The following is a 19,980-nucleotide window of genomic DNA, read 5'->3' on the forward strand; positions in this document are numbered from 1 at the left end:
CTAGACCCTATGACCACGACAGCCGCCACCGCTCTCGTCACCAACAACCTGCCGACCCCGTCGGCCTGGGGTTTGAGCCCGCTCGGCTCGCTCGAGGCCTACATCGGCGCGGTCAACCGCATCCCCGTGCTCAGCGTCGACGACGAGCAGCGCCTCGCGCGCCGCTACCGCGACGACGAGGACCTCGACGCCGCCCGCGAGCTGGTGCATTCGCACCTGCGCTTCGTGGTGCATGTCGCCCGTGGCTACAACGGCTACGGCCTCGGCATCGCCGACCTCATCCAGGAAGGCAACATAGGCCTGATGAAGGCGGTCAAGCGCTTCGACCCCGACCAGGGCGTGCGCCTCGTCAGCTTCGCGGTGCACTGGATCCGCGCCGAGATGCACGAGTTCATCCTGAAGAACTGGCGCATCGTGAAGGTCGCCACGACCAAGGCGCAGCGCAAGCTGTTCTTCAACCTGCGCAAGAGCAAGAAGCGCCTGGGCTGGATGAACGCGGAGGAGGTGCGCGCCGTCGCCGCCGACCTCAACGTCTCCGAGCGCGAGGTGCTGGAGATGGAATCGCGCCTGTCCGGCCGCGACATCGGCTTCGACATGCCCGACGACGGCGACGAGGACGGCCCGCCGTCGCCGGTCGCCTATCTCGCCGCGCAGGGCGAAGACCCGTCGCAGCTGTACGAGCGCGAGGACGAGGAAGGCAGCCAGCTCGACGTGCTGCGCGAAGGCCTCGCGGAACTCGATGCGCGCTCGCGCGACATCATCAAGCGCCGCTGGCTCGACAGCGAGAACAAGGTGACGCTGCAGGAGCTGGCCGACGAGTACGGCGTCTCCGCCGAGCGCATCCGCCAGATCGAGGCGAACGCGCTGAAGAAGATGCGCGCGCTGTTCGCCGCGTAAGTCGCGTCACCAGGTGTTCTGGTGGGCGGCCCGGGAAACCGGGCCGTTCGCGTTTGGGGCATCCGCGCGACGCATCGTGCGTCACAGCGGCACCGCGCGACGCGCGCACGGCCGCTCACGCAACGTGCCGCGTCGGTCGGCTATACCGGAGCGCCCGCCCGGATGCATGCCATGGAGCCATCGCCGCCCGCCTCGATCCACGTCGACCCGGTGACCGCCGCCGGCGAGGTCAGCCTGCGTTTCGATCGCTGGTTCGCCTCGCACGAACTCGAGCTGCCGGCGGAGACGCGCGCGCAGTTCGTCGAGATGGGCATGGAGGCCTTGCAGCGCTGGCCCGACCGGTCGACGGGCGACGTACTCGACGAGCTGATCGCCGAACTCGACCAGCGCCTGGCTTCGATCGCCGCCGAGCAGGCGCGCGAGCCCGCGCGCGCGGGCGATGCCGACCGCGGTGCGCCGCGCGGCCTGGGCCGCCTGTTCGGTCGGCGCGACCGTCGCCACTGATGCAGCCGGCGCGCGTCCGCCAGAGCCGTTTCCTGAGCCGCGTGCTACGCCACGCCCCGGCGTCGATCGGGCTCTCCCTCGACGAGTCGGGCTGGGCGGATGTCGACACGCTGCTCGCGCGTGCGCGGGCGAACGGCATGCCGCTCGACCGCGCCGCGCTGGACGAGATCGTCGCCCTCAACGACAAGCAGCGTTATGCCTACGACGACGCCGGCACGCGCATCCGCGCGGTGCAGGGCCACTCGATCGACGTCGACCTCGGACTGGTGCCGGTCGAGCCGCCCGAGCGCCTCTACCACGGCACCGCGACGCGGTTCCTGCAGGCGATCCTGCGCGACGGCCTGCAGCGCGGCCGTCGCCGGCACGTGCACCTGTCGACCGACGTCGTGACCGCCAAGCGGGTCGGCGCGCGGCATGGCCTGCCGGCGGTGCTCGGCGTGCGTGCCCACGCGATGCACACGGCCGGGCACCTCTTCCATCGCGCCGAGAACGGCGTGTGGCTCGTCGAGTCGGTGCCGCGCGCGTTCCTCGACTATCCCGTGCCGGAGATCGACGCGGGTGCGTGACCGGCCCGCCCCGCGCAAGCGGCAAGCCCTCGTGCAGGCGGCACCGCCGTGCGCATCGGCCTGATCGCCGACACGCACGGCCTGCTGCGGCCGCAGGCGTTGGACGCGCTCCGCGGGAGCGACCGCATCGTGCACGCCGGCGACATCGGCGACCCCGGCATCCTGGATGCGCTCGCGCAGATCGCGCCCCTCACCGCCATCCGCGGCAACAACGACACCGAAGCGTGGGCACACGACCTGCCGGACACCACGCGGTTGGTGGTCGGCGGCGTGGCGATCTACGTGATCCACGACATCAAGACGCTTGCGGCGCATCCGCCACCCGGCGCCGTCGACGTGATCGTCGCCGGGCATTCGCATCGCGCGCTCGTCGAAACCCGCGAGGGCGTGCTCGTGGTCAACCCGGGCAGCGCAGGACCGCGCCGATTCCGCCTGCCCGTGAGCGTCGGCCACCTCGACCTCGCGCACGGCCGTGCGACCGCGGTCATCGACACCCTCGCGCTCTGATCGAACGCCGGTGAGCGTTACGGCCGAGCGTGACGGGTCGGCCTCGTTACAGTCGCGGCAGGGCCGATCGCGGTCGGCGCGCCGTGGCGCGTCCGTCAACCCAGCCGGGCGGCCAGCAACTGTTCGAGCTTCACCTGGTCCTGCGCGAACTTGCGGATGCCTTCGGCGAGTTTTTCCGTCGCCATCGCATCCTCGTTGTGGCGCCAGCGGAACGCGGCCTCGTCGAGGCGAGCCGGCGCGGCGGCTCGCCCGCCGTCGTGGGCGAGGGCACGTTCGAGCGGCGCGTCGGCCGCCTCGAGCTCCCCCAGCAGCTCGGGTGAGATGGTCAGGCGATCGCAGCCGGCGAGCGCGGCGATCTGGCCGACGTTGCGAAAGCTCGCGCCCATCACCACGGTGTCGTAGCCGTGGCGCTTGTACCAGTTCCAGATGCGCGTGACCGACTGCACGCCCGGGTCGTCCTGCGGCGTCGCCGGCTTCGCCGCGCCGCTCGCGACGTGCCAGTCGAGGATCCGGCCCACGAACGGCGAGATCAGGTACACGCCCGCCTCCGCGCAGGCGACGGCCTGCGCGAACGAGAACAGCAGCGGGAGGTTGCAGTGGATGCCGTCGCGCTCGAGCTGCTCTGCCGCCCGGATGCCTTCCCAGGTGGACGCGATCTTGATCAGCAGGCGATCGCGGCCGATCCCGGCCGCATCGTAGAACTCGACCAGGCGATGCGCCTTCGCGACGGTCGCGGCGGTGTCGAAGCTCAGCCGTGCATCGACCTCGGTCGACACGCGACCTGGGATCAGCTTGAGGATCTCGCCGCCGATCGCGACCGCGAGCCGGTCCGAAGCGTCGGCGACGCGCGACGCGGTATCCGTGCCCTGCGCGCCGGCCACGGCGGCATCGACGAGCGGGGCATAGGCGGGCAGGCTGGCCGCCTTGAGCAGCAGCGACGGGTTGGTCGTCGCGTCGAGCGGGCGAAAGCGGGCGATGGCCTCGATGTCGCCGGTGTCGGCGACGATCGTGGAGTGCTGGCGGAGGGCGTCGAGTTGGTTCGTCATGGGGCGATTGTCGCGCAGCCGGCGCCGCAGGCCCATGAACGCGCGCCGGGACTCTAGTGTGCGAGCACCGGTGGCGCGTGGGTGCGTTGCGGCTCGGGCGCCCCGGGCACCTGCCTCTGCGCCGCATCGTGCTGTAGGGCCTGGCGATTCACCGCCACCTGACGGCTCTGCTCGGTGCTCTCGAGCAACGGCTGGTGCGATGCCTGCCGCGTGCTGATGGCATCGGTCGTGCGATTGAGGCCGGGCTCGTCGCGCAGGCCGTCCACCTGCACGCCGCGCACCCGCGTGATGTCGCGATTGAGCTCGACGCGGTCGACGCGCACGATGCCCTCGCGCACACAGTCGACCGTCAACGCGGCCGCGATGCGCTCGCTGTGATGGCCGGATGGCAGCGCCCTCGCGCGCTCCTCCGCGCGTACCTTCTCCAGCACCTGCGCGTAGAGCGCGTGTTGCGGATGCGTCGGGTGGCTCAGCAGGCCGCGCTCGGCACGGTCGAGCGCCGCAGCCGTCTTCGTCCCGGCCACCCCGCGGCCTTGCAGGCCATGTTCGCGCTGGAACGCCTGCAGTGCGGATCGCGTGTCGTCGCCGAAGTCGCCGTCCACGCCCAGCGGCCGCCCATCGCGCCCGCGGTAGCCGAGATCGGCGAGCCGCTGCTGCAGGGTCGCGACGGCAGGCCCTTTGTTGCCGTATTGGAGGTGTCCGTCGGCGTCGGACGGCACGCGCGCGCGGGCGGTCGCGACAGGCATCGGGACGGCCGCTGTCGGGGATGCGTGTGCCGGCGCCTGGTCGCCCGCGACAGAAGCCGCGCGTGCGTGCACGGGGGCGCGTACGAAGAATTCGGGCTTGGCGCGTAGTGCCCCGACAATTTCCTGGTCGCGTCCATCCCAGTAGCCTCCCGGATGGACCGTCACCAATGCCGGCCCTGTCCTTACCTGCGAACCGATGAACTGGATTCGGCCTTCAGCGTCATACCCCTTGAAGATCCCGACGTGCTGGCCTGATCCGTGCGTGCTCCTGAACATCAGTATGTCGCCGGCGCGAAGCGAGCCATGCGACCCAAGATCGCGTTCCGCCGAAATGACATCGAAGTGTTGGCGCGAGTACGGTGTGACATTGCGGCCATTGAACAGGTCGTATGTCGTGAAGGACGAGGTGGGAACGTCAAACCCCGCATTCCGGAGGCCGCGCCAGACGAACGATGAGCAGTCGACGCCTTTACGGCCGTCACCGTCGAGATCTCGTTCGTTGCGGCTCTGGTCGGTCCTGCCATCACCATTCGTGTTGGGCATGCGTCGAACATCGCCCCGGCCGTACTCGAAGCGTTCCTTGGCGTCGAGAAAATGGAGCCGAGCTTCTTCGTAGATGGCAGCATTGCGGTCCAGGGCCGCTGCGGGTAGGGCTGCCGTGGGCCTTGCCGGTGTCGGCGACTGTACCGACGCAGCCGAGCGGACGCGCGATGCGAAGTCCGCGTAATCGTCCATCTTGGCACCCATGACCCGGTAGGCCTCCGCAACGGTGCGGCTGCCATCGCCGTAGAGCCCTGGGTTGCCGCGGATGACCCGGGCGGACAACACAGCGGCTACGGGTGCATCGGGGTCGGTTCGCAGCGCGTCGAGAAACTTTGGCCCGTCACCGCTGCCGAGGTTATGGAGAGCGTAGACGTTCGCGTCCGGATCAGGGCCGCCTAGCCGTTGACCCCGGGCAACGTTGTCGCGGGTGAACTCCGCGAGCATCGCGGCCTGAAGTCGAGGATCGTTACGCAGCGAAGGCGCGTTCGCTTCGTCTTTCGTCAACCGGTACGCGTTGGCGACGCCGTACTTTGCGCCGTACTGACGGATGGTCCCGGACCACGTGTCGTTGGTGAACTGCCCGAGACCATGCGCGGACGAAAGCGCCAGCGTTCCGTCGAACTGCCTGACCGTGTTGCGTTCGGGTTGACGGCTGCTTATCGGTCGAGCCTGAGGATCGAAGCCCGATTCGAAGCCCGCAATCTTGACGAGTATCTCCGGATCCACACCGGCATCGCGCGCTGCACGGATCAAAAATTGCTGATTTTCCAGCCAGCGGCGCTCAATCGCTTTCGAGTTCGGCATGTCACGATCCTTCGTATGGCGCCGGGGCGCGGAGATTTAAAATGACTGACGCACCACGTAGCGTTTCGCGCTTCTGTCGAAGCGCGCGACCTGTGACGCGATGCGGCGGTCGTTTCGATATTTCGATACGGTGATGGGGAACCAGCCGTCGCTCGCGTTTTCGCTCCCGAGCGTCAGGCGGTATTCAATGTCCTGATCCCCTTCGACGTACTGGGGGATGTTTCCAACATCCACGAACGTGCGGCCCAAAGGCGCAACAAGCGCATGCGTCGCCGTTGTGATCCCCTGTTGTGTACTGCCGCTGCTGAAGACCCAACCATGGACATTGGGGCCGAGCTGCACGAAATCAGCGTTCGCGCAGCCGCAGTCGCCGGCACTGCCGAAGTCCATGCCCCTGATTGACGAGGTGAGCGACGGAGTTCCGTCGGCCGCGACAAGGACTCTGAATGCGTCGAACATGCCCGGGTCGGTCGCGCCGTAGCGGTAGGCGTCGGCCTCGACGTCCGACGCACTGGCCGTCGCGATGTAGATCACCTGGTCACCGTTTTCCATGACAGCACCGGCGGGCAGGGGGCGCATGCAATACGGCAACGCGTCGTCGCCGTCCCCGTATTGAGCCTTCCAGCACCCATGAGCGGCATCGAAGCCGTCGGAATATTGAGCTCGAAGCACGCGGTCGACGATCCCGGTGAGGCGCGCGGATGCGAGCGACGTCGTAGCGGGCGGTGGGGGGACCGGCGTAGTCGGAGTCGATGCCGTGGTCGCGGTCGCGGTCGCGGTGGAATGAGCAACCCGAGTGGCGGTCGCCGACGGTTGGGCCGTCGGTTGATTGCATCCTGCCAATGCGAGAATCAAAGTGAGCGCGCTGGGGACGCAGACGAACCGACTGATCATGGGCCTACCTGAAGGTTGAGTTCAGTAAACGACAAACTGCGGGAGAGTGGACGCATCGGTATTGCACCGCGCGGTGGCCCCGATGGATCGTGGGCCTGCCCGTCGACGCATGCTGCGGAGCGTCGGGCAAAGGCGCGGGCGACGGAGGACTCGCGTCGGGGAGCCGACTTGCGGCACCACGATCGCCGGCGTGCCCATAGGACATTCATCGCCGCGCGCAAGCGTGTTGCCCAATGTGGCGGCCGTGAGGGCAAGTCGAGCGGCACGCTGCCGTGTCGCACCTGTCCTCCCAAGGTCGGATTGGTGACCAAGGTCGGATGCTATGGGCACGCGTAATGCGCCGCGCGACGGTCGTTGAAACTCGGTTAGCCCGTGCGAAAGGATGCGGCGCGACCCGGCAGCGGGCTTTGTCGCGCCTGTCGCATAGTCGGGCGTCGCGACTCGAAGCTTTGCATTGACACGCGGGCACGCTCGGCGCCGTGCCCTGCGCAAGCGTGAGTCGCCGGCGAGTAGCGCGGAACTCCTTCGATGCACCTGCGGGTCCGCTGATGTAGGCGCGACAGCGATGGTCGCGCCCGTGGCGGACAAAGACTGTCGATCCATCATTGTCATGGCCCCGTCCTTGGGTCTACGCGACCATCCTAATACAGGTCAACCGGATCCACATCCAGCGACCACCGCACCTTGCGCGCTTCCGGCAATTCGCGGATCGCCGGCAGCGCCGCGTCGAGCGCGGCGTGCAGCGCGGGGCGTGCGTTGGACGACACGACCAGCTGCGCGCGCTGGAAGCCGGCACGACGCGGCATCGGTGCGGGCAAGGGGCCGCTCGTGGTCAGCACGGCGCCGGCGTCGCTGGCTTCGAGATGGCCGCGCACCAGCGCGAGGAACGCGTTCGCGACGTCCATGTCGCGCGCTTCGGCGCGGAACATCGCCATGTGCGCGAACGGCGGGAACTGCGCATGTTCGCGCAGCGCGAGTTCCTCGTCGGCGAACTGCGCGTAGCCGCCGGTGAGCAACGTATGCAGCAACGGATGCTCGGGATGATGCGTCTGCAGCAGCACCTCGCCCGGGCTTTCGGCCCGACCGGCGCGGCCCGACACCTGGATCAGCAATTGCGCGAGCTTTTCCGGTGCGCGGAAGTCGGCGGAGAACAGGCCTTCGTCGATGCCGACGACGGCGACGAGCGTCAGGCCCGGCAGGTCGTGGCCCTTGGCGAGCATCTGTGTGCCGACGAGGATGCCGGGACCGTCGCCGAGCGTGTCGAGGTGGCCGGCCAGCGCATCGCGGTTGCGCGTCGTGCCCTTGTCGATGCGCACGACCGGCACCTGCGGGAAGCGCGCCGTGAGCGTCTCCTCGAGCTTCTCGGTGCCGGCGCCCTGCGGCTGCAGTGCGAGGCCGCCGCAGTCGGGGCAGGCATCGGGCGAACGACGCGAAGCCCCGCAGTGGTGGCACTGCAGGCGGCGCCCCTTCGCGTGCACGGTCATCGATGCGTCGCAGCGCGGGCATTCGGCGGTCCAGCCGCAGTCGTGGCAGAGCAGCACCGGCGCATAGCCGCGGCGGTTCTTGAACACCAGCGCCTGGCCACCGGCCTCGAGCGTGCGGGCGAGCGTGTCGATCAGTTCGTTCGACAGGCCGGCGTCGAGCGCGCGCTTGCGGATGTCGATCACGCGAACGCCGGGCGGCTTCGCCACGCCCGCGCGCTTGCGCAGGTGCAGGTGCACGTAGCGCCCGGTGCGCGCGTTGCGCAGCGATTCCATCGACGGCGTCGCGCTGCCGAGCACCACGGGCACGCCGAGCGCATGGCCGCGGTAGAGCGCGAAATCGCGCGCGTGGTAGCGGATGCCGTCGAGCTGCTTGTAGCTGCCGTCGTGCTCCTCGTCGACGACGATCACGCCGGCCTCGGGCAACGGCAGGAATACCGCGCTGCGCGTACCGACCACGACGCGCGCCTGCCCGCGCAGGCAGGCCGCCCAGGTGCGCGCGCGCTCGCCGTCGGACAGGCCCGAGTGCAGCGCATACACCGGCACGCCGAGCCGCGCGCGAAAGCGCGCGAGCGTCTGCGGCGTGAGCCCGATTTCCGGCACCAGCACCAGCGCCTGCCTGCCGCGCGCGAGGCAGTCGGCGATCGCGTGCAGGTAGACCTCGGTCTTGCCGCTGCCGGTGATGCCGTCGAGCAGGAACGCGCCGAAGCGGTCGCGGCTGTCGAGGATCGCGTCGATCGCGCTGCGCTGTTCGTCGTTGGGCGGCGGGCCGGGCTGTGCGGGCGTGGTCGCCGGCGTCATGACCACCTGCTCGACCAGCGCGCGCTGGGCGAGGCTGCGCAGTGCCGGGCGCCAGTCCTCGAACAGGCTGTCGAGTTCGTCCTCGGCGACGGCGCCGGCGCCGAGCCGCTCGGCCAGGCGGCGCGGCCGGCCGGGACGCAGTCGGGGCAGCGTGTCGACGCCCGCGGCCGACAGGCGCCAGCCCAGGCGGTCGGTCGGCGGCAGCGGCTCGCCGTGGCGCAGCAGCGTCGGCAGCGCCGTCGCGACCACCTCGCCGAACGGTTCGGGGGTGTAGTGGGCGAGCCAGCGCAGCGAATCCCAGAGTTCGCCGGCGAGCAGCGGTTCGCCGTCCAGGCGCTCCAGCGCCGCCTTCGGTTCGGTGCCCGGGTCGGCCGGGCCGAGGCCGGCGATTACGCCGATCCGCTCGCGCGTCCCGAATGGCACGCGCACCCGGCAGCCCACGACCGCCTCGCCGTCATCCGAGGGCAGGTAATCGAACAGGCGAGCGAGCGGCAGCCCGCCGATCGCGACCTTCCAGACGGTCGCGGCCGGGTCGAGCGGGGCGGTCGGAGACGGGGCAGGCATGGTCGCAGTCTAGGCGGAGACGCCGGCGGGTCGCGGGTCGAGCTTGGGCGCGATTGCTCGCGCGACAATCATGAATCGATCGTAAGTGCCCGTCCGCATTGGGGAAGATTCCTTATCCACACGGCATGTGGATAAGTCTGTGAATGGACTGTCGGCCGATGTGCGCGAGCCAGATGCCACGGGCAGCGGCCGCGGGTTGGCGAAAAATTCACCACCACGGTTATTCGTTGTATTTTCAACGAGTTGCGCGTGAAACAAGGTCGCCACATTAGCGCGGCACCGTCGCAGAGGCTGCGAACCCCGCCCCGGCGACGGCTGTGAACAACCCTTCGGGGCCCGAACCCGCGTCACAGAAGGCTGGGACGCCGGTAACGGCCGCTGTCAAGGCGGCCGTCGGACCGCCAGGCCGCCCGGCGGCTGCCCCGCCGCTATCATCCCGCCGATGGTTTCCGCTTCCGAAACGCCGCCGCCGGACCTCGTGCGGCCGGCCGCACTGGCCGCCTTCCTCCGCGGCGTCGAACGTCGCGCCGCCGTGCTCGCCGAGCTGCAGGCCGGCGATCCCACGCTGGGCGATGCCGCCCTCACCCGCGCCATGGCGGCGTTCCGCGAGGTCGCGGTCGATGCGCCGATGGCCGACTGGCCGCGCCTGTTCTGGCAGGCGCTGCTGGCGCAGCCGGCGCTGCGCCGCGCCACCCGCGCGCGCCCCGCGGCGTTCATGCCGCGCTGCTCGCCCGCGCTGCGCGCGGCGATGCTGCTGCGTCTCGCGGCCGGGCTGGAGGAGGCCGCCGCCGCCGCGGTGCTCGACGTACCGCCGCCGCGGCTGCGCGAGGCGGTGCTGCGCGCGTTGCCGACCGCGCCCGAGGGCGTGCCAGACGCCGGCGCGTGGCAGCGCCTGCAGGCCGACGTCCAGCAGCGCGTGCGCGGGCTGCCGACCGAGCGGTCGCTGCGCCTGGCGCGCATGCGTGAAGGCGCGCTGGCGGGACCGGCGGCGCGCTTCTTCGTCGCGCCGACGGGCTGGCAGCGCCATCGCCTGCAGGCCGCCGGCGCCGCCGCCGCGCTGACGGTGCTGGCGCTCGCCGCGACCTGGCGGGCGCCCGCCGATGCCGACGGACCCGTCGCGGTGGAAGCGCTCCGCCCAGCCGGCAGCCCGGCCAGCCGCTATTCGAAGGTGACCGGACTGCTCACACATCCGGATTTCGACCTGCTCGCCGATCCGGCCGAGGCGCGCCTGGCGCGCGACGCCGCGTTCCTCGCCTGGACGGTCGGCCGCAACGCGGTGCCGGTCGCACCGACGATCGACGACATCCACGCGCCCTCGGTGCCCGAGACCGCGGAGGCCTCAGATGCGCCGTAGCGCCGCGCGACTCGCGCTCGCCGCCGCGGTGCTCGCGGGCGGTGCGCTCGCCCAGTCCCTGCCCGACGACCTCGCCGACGTCCTCGCGGGCCTGCAGCCACTGCAGCGCGCGGCGATCCTTCGGCACGCGCGTGCCTGGGAGGCCTGGACCCCCGTCCAGCGGGACGCCTTCGCCGCGCGCGCCGCCGAGTGGGATCGCCTGCCGCCCGCCACGCGCGCCCAGCGCCGCGCCGAATGGGAGGCCTGGCGTGCGCTGCCGGCCGTCGAACAGGCCCGCCTGCGCGATGCCGCGGCGGCGCAGGCGGCGCTCGATCCCGCGTCGCGGCAGGCGCTGCGCGCGCAGTTCGAGGCGCTCGACCTGAGCACGCAGCAGGGCTGGCGCCTCGGCCCCAGCCTTGGTGTCGACTATCCGCGCCTGCAGCCGCTGCTCGCGCAGGTGCCGGCCGGCGAAGAAGCGGCCCTGCTGCGCACGCTGCACGCGATGAGCGTGGAAGAACGCGACCGCCTCGCCGTGCTGGTGCAGCGCACGCCGCCGCAGGCCCGCGCCGGCCTGCGGCGCGCGCTGGTCTCGACGTCGGATGCCAACCGCGGCGGCTGGCTGGCGCTGCAGCTCGAGCGCTGAGGCGCCCGGCCGTCAGGCGAACCGCAGCGGACGCATCACGCGCCGCTGCGCGCGCATGCGGGCGCCGAAGCGCTCCGCGCCCTCGGCCCGCAGCCGCGGCGCGTGGTCGCGCAGGTAGGCCGCGAGCGCGGCCTCGTCGACGAGGCGGTACTGCATGCATACCCGCAGCGTCTCGTCGCCCGTCGGATCGATCACCTCGAACACGTCGCAGCCGGTGAAGCCGGGCAGCGCGAGCAGCTCCGCCACGTGGCCCTTGAGCCAGCGCAGGTAGTCGGCGCGGATCGGCGCATCGACGTCGACGCTCACCTCGTACACGACCATCGTCAGTGCCCGCTGGTCAGGCCGGCGAACACGATGTAAAGCGCCGCGCCGACGATGAGGAACTGGTAGAGGAACGCGACCACGACGAACTTGCCGATGGTGATCGGCCAGAACTGCCCGTAGACGCGGTGCTGCATGATCAGCAGGTACACGCCGGCCCAGGCCCACAGCAGCAGCGTGATCGGCACGGTGACGGCGGCGGTCAGCGGCAGCAGCGCGAGCACGAAGCTCGCGAACAGCGTGAGCAGCAGGAAGGCGTGGCTGTAGAGCGCGACGACGAGGTGCTCGAGGTAGCTGCGCCCGCTGAAGAGGTAGAGCACGCGCAGCATCAGCGCGAACACCGGCACGAGCATGAACAGCGCCGACGGCACCGCCGCCATCATCAGTTCGAAGATGAGGCTGCCGTCTTTGTTGAGCCGCGTGACGTTGTCGCCGAAGTTCGCGATGCGATGGTTGAACCAACGATCGCCGACATCGGGCAGCCACGGCACGTCGACGGGGTTGGCCTTCGCATCCCAGGGCTGCTTCGGATCCTGCAGTCGCGCGCCGTCGATCGAGCGCACGAACTTGTCCATCGACTTCGCGATTTCCTTGCTCTCGTCGGTGCCTTCGGCGCCCTTGGGCGAGGTCGACACCGAGGGCAGGGCCACGGCGGCGTGGCCGCCCGACGGCGCCGCGGTCGTCGCGGTCGTCGCGGGCGCCGCTGCAGGCGCGACCGGATGCTTGCGCAGCTCCGCGATGCGCGCGGCCGCGTGTGCGCGGACTTCGCGCTCGGCCTTGGCCATCGCCTCGCCCATGAAGGGCATGTCCTTGGTCTTCTTTCGGCCCTGGGCGATGCCGGCGAGCGCGCGATCGAGTTCGGCCTGCACCTCGGCCTCGGTCTCCGCCTTGTCGAAGCCCGAGCCGCCCTGGCTGCCGACGTTGACGTGCGTGCCGCCCTTGCCGCCGGTCGTTCCCTCGTCGCCGCCGATGGTCAGGCGGCCCACGAAGAAGGTGAGCACGATGAGCACCACGAACAGGCGCAGTGGCGGGATGTAGCGCACGCGGTGGCCGCGCAGGTAGTTGCAGGCGACGCGCCCCGGCACCAGCAGGTCGCGCAGCGTGCGGAACACGCGGCCGTCCAGGTGCCAGAACGATTCGAACACTTCCTCCAGCGCGTGCTTCATGTCGCGCAACGGGTTGTGCGCGCCCTGCCCGCAGGCGTGGCAGTAGTCGCCCATCAGCGCGGTGCCGCAGTTCTCGCAGGCGGTCGGTGTATCGGCGGCGGCGTGCATCGCGTCCCCTTCGCGTCGTCGTCGGCGTGCATTGCAGCACGTTGCGACGATGCCGTGCAGCCCGACCCGCTACGATGGCGCGCCGAACGCCGAGGCTGCCGTGTCCGCGCCCGCCCGCCTCCCGCAGGAGATCCGCCGCACCGCCACGCTGGCCGCGCCGCTCGTGGCCGGCCACGTCTCGACCGGCCTGATCGGCTTCGTCGACAGCACCATCGCCGGCCAGCACGGCACCGGCACGCTCGCGGCGGTGGCGGTCGGCACCGCACTGTTCTGGCTGCCGATGATGGTGCCGATGGGCACGCTGATGGCGATGCCGCCGGCGGTCTCCCACCTGGACGGCGCGGGGCGTCGCGACGAGATCGGGCCGCTGTTCCGGCAGTCGTTGTGGCTGGCCTTCGGGCTCGGCCTGCTGATGTTCCTGTTCCTCACGCTGGTGCCGTACGCGCTCACGCCGTTCGGCATCGCGCCGGACATCGTGCCCGGCGCCACCGCGTTCCTGCACGGCATCCGCTGGGGCGTGCCCGCGCTGACCTGCTACCTCGCGATGCGCTACCTCGCCGAAGGCCTGCACTGGACGCTGCCCACGATGCTGCTCGGCGGCGGCGGCCTGCTGGTGCTGGTGCCGCTGGGCTACGTGCTGACCTTCGGGGTGGCGGGCCTGCCGGAGTTCGGTGCCGGCGGGCTGGGCCTGGCCTCCTCGGTGATGATGTGGCTGCAGGCGCTGGCCTTCGCGCTGGTGCATGCGCGCGCGCCGGATGCGGCCGCTTAAGGTGTTCGCGCGGTTCGACCCGCCGCGGCCGCGGGTGATCCGCGGCCTGCTGGCCACGGGCCTGCCGATCGGCGTGACCGTGCTGATGGAGGGCGGGCTGTTCATCGGCACCGCGCTGCTGATCGGCCGGCTCGGCCCGGTCCCGGCGGCCGCGCACCAGATCGCGATCAACGTCGCCAGCCTGTGCTTCATGGTGCCGCTGGCGGTGGCCGAGGCCACCACGGTGCGCGTCGGCCATGCGCTCGGGCGCCGCGACGCCGCCGGCGTGCGCCGCGCGGCGCTGGCCGGTTACGCGATCGTGCTGGCGACGCAGCTGCTGTCGGCGATCGCGCTGGTGGCCGGCAACCACGCGGTGGTCTCGCTGTATACGCACGACGCGGCGGTGGCGACGCTCGCCGCCTCGCTGCTGCTGTACGCGGCCGCGTTCCAGTTCCCCGACGGCATCCAGGTGCTCTCGGCCGGCGCGCTGCGCGGCCTCAAGGACACCCGCATGCCCATGCTGCTGGCCGCGTTCGCGTACTGGGGCATCGGCATGCCGCTGGGCGCGACGCTCGGCCTCGGGCTGCTCGGCGGACCGCCTGCCGGGCCCCGCGGCATGTGGGCCGGCCTGATCGCCGGGCTGACCGTCGCGGCGCTGCTGCTCGGCGGCCGCTTCGCCCGGTCCAGCCGCCCGGCGCGCATCCACGGACTGACGACCGGGCAGGTCGACCCGATGACCTCCGGGACATGACCGCACGGATGCACGCGGTACCCTGTGCGTGCATCTTTCCGAGACACCTCCCCGATGAATGCCCCCCGTCGCGGCCCGATCGCGAGCTTCTTCGTCGGCCTGTGGGACGTGATGAACTTCACGCGCCGGCTGATCCTCAACCTGGTCTTCTTCGGCCTGGTCCTCCTGGTCGCGCTGCTTGTCCTGGCTTCGCTGGCCGGCGGCAACGCGCACCCGCTGCTCGCGCGCACCACGCTGGTCATCGCGCCCGAAGGCGAGCTGGTCGAGCAGTACACGTCCGATCCGGTGAGTCGCGCGCTCGAGCGCGTGGCCGGCAACCGGCATTCGGAACTGCAGCTACGTGACGTGCTTCGCGCGCTCGATGCCGCGCGCACCGACCGCAACATCGAACGCGTGTTCCTGCACGTCGACGACCTGCAGGCCGGCGGCATGGCGAGCCTGCGCGAAGTCGCCGACGCCATCGCGCGCGTGCGCGCCGCGGGCAAGCCGGTGGTCGCGTTCTCCGAGCAGATGGACCAGAAGCAGTACCTGCTCGCCGCGCAGGCCAACGAGGTCTACCTCGACCCGATGGGCCAGGTGACGCTCGAGGGCCTGTCGCGTTACCGCCAGTATTTCCGCGAGGGCCTGCAGGACAAGCTCGGCGTCGACGTGCACCTGTTCAAGGTCGGCACGTTCAAGTCGGCGGCGGAGCCCTACGTGCTCGACGCCGCGTCGCCGGCGTCGAAGGAAGCCGACCTGTTCTGGATGAACGACGTGTGGCAGCGCTACCTCGGCGACGTCGCGAAGGCGCGCCGCATCGACGCCGCCCGCCTCAACGCCGATGTCCAGACGCTGCCGCAGGGCGTGGCCGCCGCGCAGGGCGACCTGGCCAGGCTCGCGCTCTCGCAGCGCCTGGTCGACGGCCTGAAGACGCGCCAGGAGGTCTGGGACCTGCTGCGCGAGAAGGGCGTGGCCGACGACGACGCGACCGGCGGCTTCCGCCGCATCGAGCTCGACGACTACCTTGCGCACCTCGACAAGGGCCTGGAAGGCGCGCTGCCGCAGAAGCACGTCGCGGTGGTGGTGGCCGAGGGCGAGATCGCCGGCGGCGACCTGCCGCCGGGCAAGGTCGGCGGCGACTCCACGAGCGAGCTGCTGCGCGAGGCGCATGACGACGACAACGTCGCGGCGGTCGTGCTGCGCGTGAACTCGCCGGGCGGCGAGGTGTTCGCCTCCGAGCAGATCCGCCGCGAGGTCGAGCGCCTGAAGAAGGACGGCAAGCCGGTGGTGGTGTCGATGGGCGACGTCGCCGCGAGCGGCGGCTACTGGATCAGCATGAACGCCGATCGCATCTACGCCGATCCGTCGACGATCACCGGCTCGATCGGCATCTTCGGCGTGATCCCCACGCTGTCGCGCGCGCTGGAGAAGATCGGCGTGCACACCGACGGTGTCGGCACCACGCCCTACGCCGGTGCGTTCGACCTGACGCGCCCGCTGGACCCGGCCGTCGGCGGCATGATCCAGAGCGTGATCGAGAAGGGCTACCGCGACTTCACCGGTCGCGTGGCGAAGGCGCGCGGCCGCACGGTCGAGCAGATCGACGCGATCGCGCAGGGCCGCGTGTGGAGCGGTGCGCAGGCGATGCAGCGTGGCATCGTCGATTCGATGGGCGGCCTGCAGGTGGCGCTCGACGACGCCGCGCAGCGGGCGAAGCTCGGCAAGCGCGGCGAATACCAGGTGCGCTACATCGAGAAGACGCCGACGCCGTTCGAGAAGTTCTTCACCGGCATGGCGCAGAGCCGCATCGGTCTCGGCCTGCTGCGCGAATCCGACATGGCGCGCGCGCTGCTCGCCAAGTCGGCGCCTCAGGCCGCGCGCGACCTGCAGTTCCTCGAGGCCTCGGCGAACGATCGCCGTGGCGCGCCGGTGAAGGCGGTGGCCTACTGTTTCTGCGGACTCTGAACCGTTGTGCCAGCGAACGAAGGCGGCCCCCGGGCCGCCTTCTTCGCGTCCGCGCGTCGCATCGCGCCTGCACGGGCCGCGGCTATAGTGGCCGGCCTCCCGCCCGACGCGCCGCCGCCCATGCCCAACGGTGATACCCGTGCATTGCGGCGTCTGGAATTCCTCGCGCGCGCCGGCGAACTGCTCGCCTCCTCGCTGGACTACGAAGCGACGCTGCGCCACGTCGCGCGGCTCGCGCTGCCCGAGCTCGGCGACATGTGCGTCGTCGACGTCGCGCAGGACGGCGGCCTGCGCCGCGTCGCGACCGAGCACGTGCGCGCCGACCGCCGAGCGCTGGTCGAGGCACTGGCGCAGGCGAACCCCGATCCGTCGCGTTCGCCCGCGCCCGCCGCGCGCGTGCTGGCCAGCGGCATCACCGAGCGCATCGACGAAGTCACCGATGCGCTGATCGACGCGAACACCCACAGCGACGAGCATGCGCGGCTCGCGCACGCGCTCGGCGTGCGCTCGTTGCTGATCGTGCCGATGCGCGCGCACGACGACGTGGTCGGCGTGATGACGCTGGGCATCACCGAATCGGATCGCCGCTACGGGCCGGACGACCAGGAGCTGGGCGAGGAGATCGCGCGTCGCGCCGCGCTCGCCGTCGCGAACGCCCGGCTGTACCGCAATGCGCAGCAGGAGATCGCGCGGCGCGAGCAGGCCGAGGCCGCGCTGCGGCTGTCGGAGCAGCGCTTCCGTGCGATCACCGAGCAATCGCCATTGTCGACCCAGCGCCTCGCGCGCGACGGCCGCACCGTGAGCGTCAACGCGGCCTTCGAACGCCTGTGGGGCCTCACGCTCGAATCGCTCGGCGACTACAGCGTGCTCACCGATCCGCAACTCGAGGAAAAGGGCATCGCGCCGCTGCTGCGGCAGGCGTTCGCCGGCACGCCGACCGCGCTGCCGGTGATCGCCTACGACCCGGCCATGTCGGTCCCGGCCGCGAACCACCGCGACGACGCCACGCGCTGGATCAGCGCCTATGCGTATCCGGTGCGCGACGACGACGGCACGATCCGTGAAGTCGTGCTGGTGCACGAGGACGTGACCGAATCGCGGCGCGCGGAGCTGAAGCTGCGCGGGAGCGAGGAGCGGCTCAACCGTGCGCTCGCGGCCGGCGAGCTGGTGGTCTGGGACTGGGATCTGGTCAGCAACCGCATCGAGTGCTCGCAGAACGCGGCGGACTTCTTCGGGCTCGACGTCGGGCAATCCGGTGCGTTCCTCGATGCCATCCACCCCGACGACCTGCCGAAGGTGAACGCGGCCGCCGAACGCGCGCTCGCGACCGGCATCTTCGAGCGCATGCAGTACCGGCTGGCGTCGGCGACCGGGCGCGGCCGCTGGGTGCAGTCGCGCGGCCACGTCGAGTTCGACGCCGAGCGTCGGCCCGTGCGCATGCTCGGCGTCACGGTCGACATCACCGAGCGCTTCCACGCCGAGGAGGCGGTGCGCATGCTCGCCGATGCCGGCGAGATCCTGGGCCGCTCGCTCGACTACGAGGCCACGCTCGACAACCTCGCCCGCGTGGTCGTGCCGCGCGTGGCCGACTGGTTCGCCGTCGACCTGGTGACCGAGGACGGCGCGCTGCAGCGCGTGGCCGTGCACCATCCGGATGCCGCGCGCGTGGCGATCGCCACCCGCCTGTTCGAGCGCTATCCGCCGCAGCGCGGCAGCGGTGCGTGGAAGGTGATCGAGACGCGCAACCCGGAATGGGCGGCCGACATCCCGCCGGCGCTCATCCGCGCCAGCGCGGTCGATGCGGAGCAGGCGCGCATGCTCGCCGAGCTCGAGCTGCGCTCGTACATCATCGTCCCGCTGATCGCGCGCGACACGGTGATCGGCACGCTCACGCTGGTGCAGGCCGAGAGCGGCCGGCGCTACCAGCAGGCCGACGTCGGGCTGGCCCTCGAGCTCGCGCGCCGCGCCGCCGCCGCGGTCGACAACGCGCGGCTCTATGCGCAGCTGCAGGACGAGCACCGCCGCAAGGACGAGTTCCTCGCCACGCTCGCGCACGAGCTGCGCAATCCGCTCGCGCCGATCCGCACCGGCCTCGCGCTGCTGCAGGCCGACACCGACCCCGAGCGCAATGCGCGCACGCGCGGGATCATGGAGCGCCAGCTCGCGCACATGGTGCGGCTGATCGACGACCTGCTCGACCTTTCGCGCGTTACCCGCGGCACCGTGGAACTGCAGCGGCGGCCGGTCGCGGCGCGCGCGTGGTCGCCGGCGCCGTCGAGGCCAGCGGGCCGCTGCTCGCGGCGGCCGGGCTCGCGCTCGACGTCGACGTGCAGGCGCCCGGCGCGCTGCTGGAGGCCGACGACGCACGGCTGGTCCAGGTGCTGACCAACCTGCTCAACAACGCCGCCAAGTTCACCCCGCGCGGCGGTCGCGTGGCGCTGCGCGCGGCCCTGCACGACGCGCGCCTGCGCATCGAGGTGAGCGACACCGGCATCGGCCTGGCGCCCGCGCAGCTCGATTCGATCTTCGGCATGTTCGTGCGCGGCGCCGGTGCGGGCATGCACGGCGGCCTCGGCATCGGCCTCACGCTGGCGCGCCGCCTCGTGGAGCTGCACGGCGGCCGCCTGTGGGCCGAGAGCGACGGCCCGGGGCAGGGCAGCCGCTTCACCGTCGAGTTGCCGCTCGCCGACGCGGGCGCGGTCGCCGCCCCGCGCGCGGTTCCCTCGGTCGCGCCGTCGGCCGGCCGGCGCGTGCTGGTGGTGGACGACAACGCCGACGCGGCGCGCACGCTGGCCGCGCTGCTCGCGCTCGGCGGGCACGACGTGCGCACCGCGTTCAGCGGCGGCGAAGCGCTCGCACTGCTCGAGCGCTTCGTGCCCGAGGTGGCGTTCCTCGACATCGGCCTGCCCGGCATGAGCGGCAACGAACTCGCGCGGCGCCTGCGCGCCGACCCGCGCAGCGCGGCCGCGCGGCTGGTCGCGGTGACCGGCTGGGGGCGCGACGAGGACCGCGACCGCACGCGCGAAGCCGGCTTCGATGCTTACCTCACCAAGCCGGTCGATCCGGCGACGGTGATGGCCCTGCTCGCCGGCTGAGCGGCAGCTGTTCGCCGGCTGAATACCGGCCGTACGCGCGCCCGCGTTTCACGCGCGCTACGGACGCCGCACGCGAGATTGGCCGCGAACGGCGCCACCCGGCGCTTCGCGGCAGTCCCATGACCTCCGGCAAAGCCATTCTCATCGTCGAGGACAACCCGGACATCCGGGACATCTTCCGCACGCTGTTCGAGCTGGAAGGCTTCGACGTGCACGTCGCCGAGAACGGGCAGGACGCGCTGCACCGCCTCGACGACGACCACGTCGAGCCGTGCCTGATCCTGCTCGACCTGTCGATGCCGGTGATGGACGGCTGGACGTTCCTCGACGTGCTGCATGGCCGCGAGGACGGCGACCGCATCCCGGTGACGGTGCTGAGCGCGAACGTCGACCCGACGCTCTCGCGTGACCTCAAGTCGCGCTATGGCGTGCGCGTGCTGCGCAAGCCGGCGTCGGTGGAGGCGCTGCTCGGGATCGCCAAGGCCTGCCGCGAGCAGGGCCAGCCGGCGGACTGACGC

At 71.3% G+C, this 19,980-nt stretch carries 15 protein-coding genes and 2 pseudogenes; 11 read left to right on the forward strand and 6 right to left on the reverse strand.

Annotated elements, in window-relative coordinates:
• Positions 1-9: 9 nt before the first annotated feature.
• The 4 genes from rpoH to E4F61_RS04185 all read left to right on the forward strand — a co-directional run bounded on the left by rpoH (position 10) and on the right by E4F61_RS04185 (position 2,474).
• A complete protein-coding gene (gene rpoH / locus E4F61_RS04170) occupies positions 10-897 on the forward strand; it encodes an RNA polymerase sigma factor RpoH (RefSeq protein ID WP_133478413.1) in 888 nt (295 codons plus the stop codon).
• A 171-nt stretch (positions 898-1,068) separates the two neighbouring features.
• Entirely contained in the window at positions 1,069-1,401 is a 333-nt protein-coding gene (locus E4F61_RS04175) for a hypothetical protein (RefSeq protein ID WP_133478414.1), read from the forward strand.
• Positions 1,401-1,967, forward strand: a complete 567-nt coding sequence (locus tag E4F61_RS04180; RefSeq protein ID WP_133478415.1) for an RNA 2'-phosphotransferase — start codon at positions 1,401-1,403, stop codon at positions 1,965-1,967. The genes E4F61_RS04175 and E4F61_RS04180 overlap by 1 nt, the downstream gene beginning before the upstream one ends.
• Positions 1,968-2,015: 48 nt before the next feature.
• Complete coding sequence (locus E4F61_RS04185) at positions 2,016-2,474, forward strand: metallophosphoesterase family protein (protein ID WP_133478416.1); 459 nt, start codon at positions 2,016-2,018, stop codon at positions 2,472-2,474.
• A 95-nt stretch (positions 2,475-2,569) separates the two neighbouring features.
• Here E4F61_RS04185 and tal read toward each other — a convergent pair whose 3' ends face one another.
• The 4 genes from tal to E4F61_RS04205 all read right to left on the reverse strand — a co-directional run bounded on the left by tal (position 2,570) and on the right by E4F61_RS04205 (position 9,353).
• A complete protein-coding gene (tal, locus tag E4F61_RS04190) occupies positions 2,570-3,520 on the reverse strand; it encodes a transaldolase (protein WP_133478417.1) in 951 nt (316 codons plus the stop codon).
• A 53-nt stretch (positions 3,521-3,573) separates the two neighbouring features.
• Entirely contained in the window at positions 3,574-5,613 is a 2,040-nt protein-coding gene (locus tag E4F61_RS04195) for a peptidoglycan-binding protein (RefSeq protein ID WP_133478418.1), read from the reverse strand.
• Between the two features lie 36 nt (positions 5,614-5,649).
• Positions 5,650-6,507: a hypothetical protein gene (locus tag E4F61_RS04200; RefSeq protein ID WP_133478419.1), complete on the reverse strand. Its 858-nt coding sequence runs from the start codon at positions 6,505-6,507 to the stop codon at positions 5,650-5,652.
• 641 nt (positions 6,508-7,148) lie between these two features.
• Entirely contained in the window at positions 7,149-9,353 is a 2,205-nt protein-coding gene (locus tag E4F61_RS04205) for a primosomal protein N' (protein WP_133478420.1), read from the reverse strand.
• Positions 9,354-9,795: 442 nt separating this feature from the next.
• Here E4F61_RS04205 and E4F61_RS04210 point away from each other — a divergent pair, with 442 nt between their 5' ends.
• Together E4F61_RS04210 and E4F61_RS04215 are read left to right on the forward strand one after the other, a co-directional pair.
• On the forward strand, positions 9,796-10,707 hold the full coding sequence (locus E4F61_RS04210; RefSeq protein ID WP_133478421.1) for a hypothetical protein: 912 nt from the start codon (positions 9,796-9,798) through the stop codon (positions 10,705-10,707).
• A complete protein-coding gene (locus E4F61_RS04215) occupies positions 10,697-11,329 on the forward strand; it encodes a DUF3106 domain-containing protein (RefSeq protein ID WP_133478422.1) in 633 nt (210 codons plus the stop codon). Before E4F61_RS04210 ends, E4F61_RS04215 begins: the two co-directional genes overlap by 11 nt.
• A gap of 12 nt (positions 11,330-11,341) precedes the next feature.
• On the opposite strand, the gene E4F61_RS04220 is transcribed toward E4F61_RS04215, so the two are convergent.
• Positions 11,342-11,650 (reverse strand): DUF4286 family protein, encoded by a 309-nt coding sequence (locus E4F61_RS04220; RefSeq protein ID WP_133478423.1) that lies wholly within the window; start codon positions 11,648-11,650, stop codon positions 11,342-11,344.
• A 976-nt stretch (positions 11,651-12,626) separates the two neighbouring features.
• Positions 12,627-12,924 (reverse strand): annotated as a pseudogene (locus E4F61_RS14835) (DUF3667 domain-containing protein); the annotation flags it as partial.
• 49 nt (positions 12,925-12,973) lie between these two features.
• Between E4F61_RS14835 and E4F61_RS04230 the strand changes: the two are divergent.
• The 5 genes and pseudogenes from E4F61_RS04230 (at position 12,974) to E4F61_RS04250 (ending at position 19,977) form a co-directional block, all read left to right on the forward strand.
• Positions 12,974-14,423, forward strand: a pseudogene (locus E4F61_RS04230) (MATE family efflux transporter).
• 54 nt (positions 14,424-14,477) lie between these two features.
• On the forward strand, positions 14,478-16,367 hold the full coding sequence (gene sppA, locus E4F61_RS04235) for a signal peptide peptidase SppA (protein WP_133478424.1): 1,890 nt from the start codon (positions 14,478-14,480) through the stop codon (positions 16,365-16,367).
• A gap of 120 nt (positions 16,368-16,487) precedes the next feature.
• Complete coding sequence (locus tag E4F61_RS14840; RefSeq protein ID WP_133478425.1) at positions 16,488-18,752, forward strand: GAF domain-containing protein; 2,265 nt, start codon at positions 16,488-16,490, stop codon at positions 18,750-18,752.
• Positions 18,746-19,462, forward strand: a complete 717-nt coding sequence (locus E4F61_RS04245; RefSeq protein WP_238382796.1) for a hybrid sensor histidine kinase/response regulator — start codon at positions 18,746-18,748, stop codon at positions 19,460-19,462. The genes E4F61_RS14840 and E4F61_RS04245 overlap by 7 nt, the downstream gene beginning before the upstream one ends.
• A gap of 119 nt (positions 19,463-19,581) precedes the next feature.
• On the forward strand, positions 19,582-19,977 hold the full coding sequence (locus E4F61_RS04250; protein ID WP_133478427.1) for a response regulator: 396 nt from the start codon (positions 19,582-19,584) through the stop codon (positions 19,975-19,977).
• Positions 19,978-19,980 lie beyond the last annotated feature (3 nt).

The sequence above is a fragment of the Cognatilysobacter segetis genome (assembly GCF_004359965.1).
In the GTDB taxonomy this organism is placed as follows: domain Bacteria; phylum Pseudomonadota; class Gammaproteobacteria; order Xanthomonadales; family Xanthomonadaceae; genus Cognatilysobacter; species Cognatilysobacter segetis.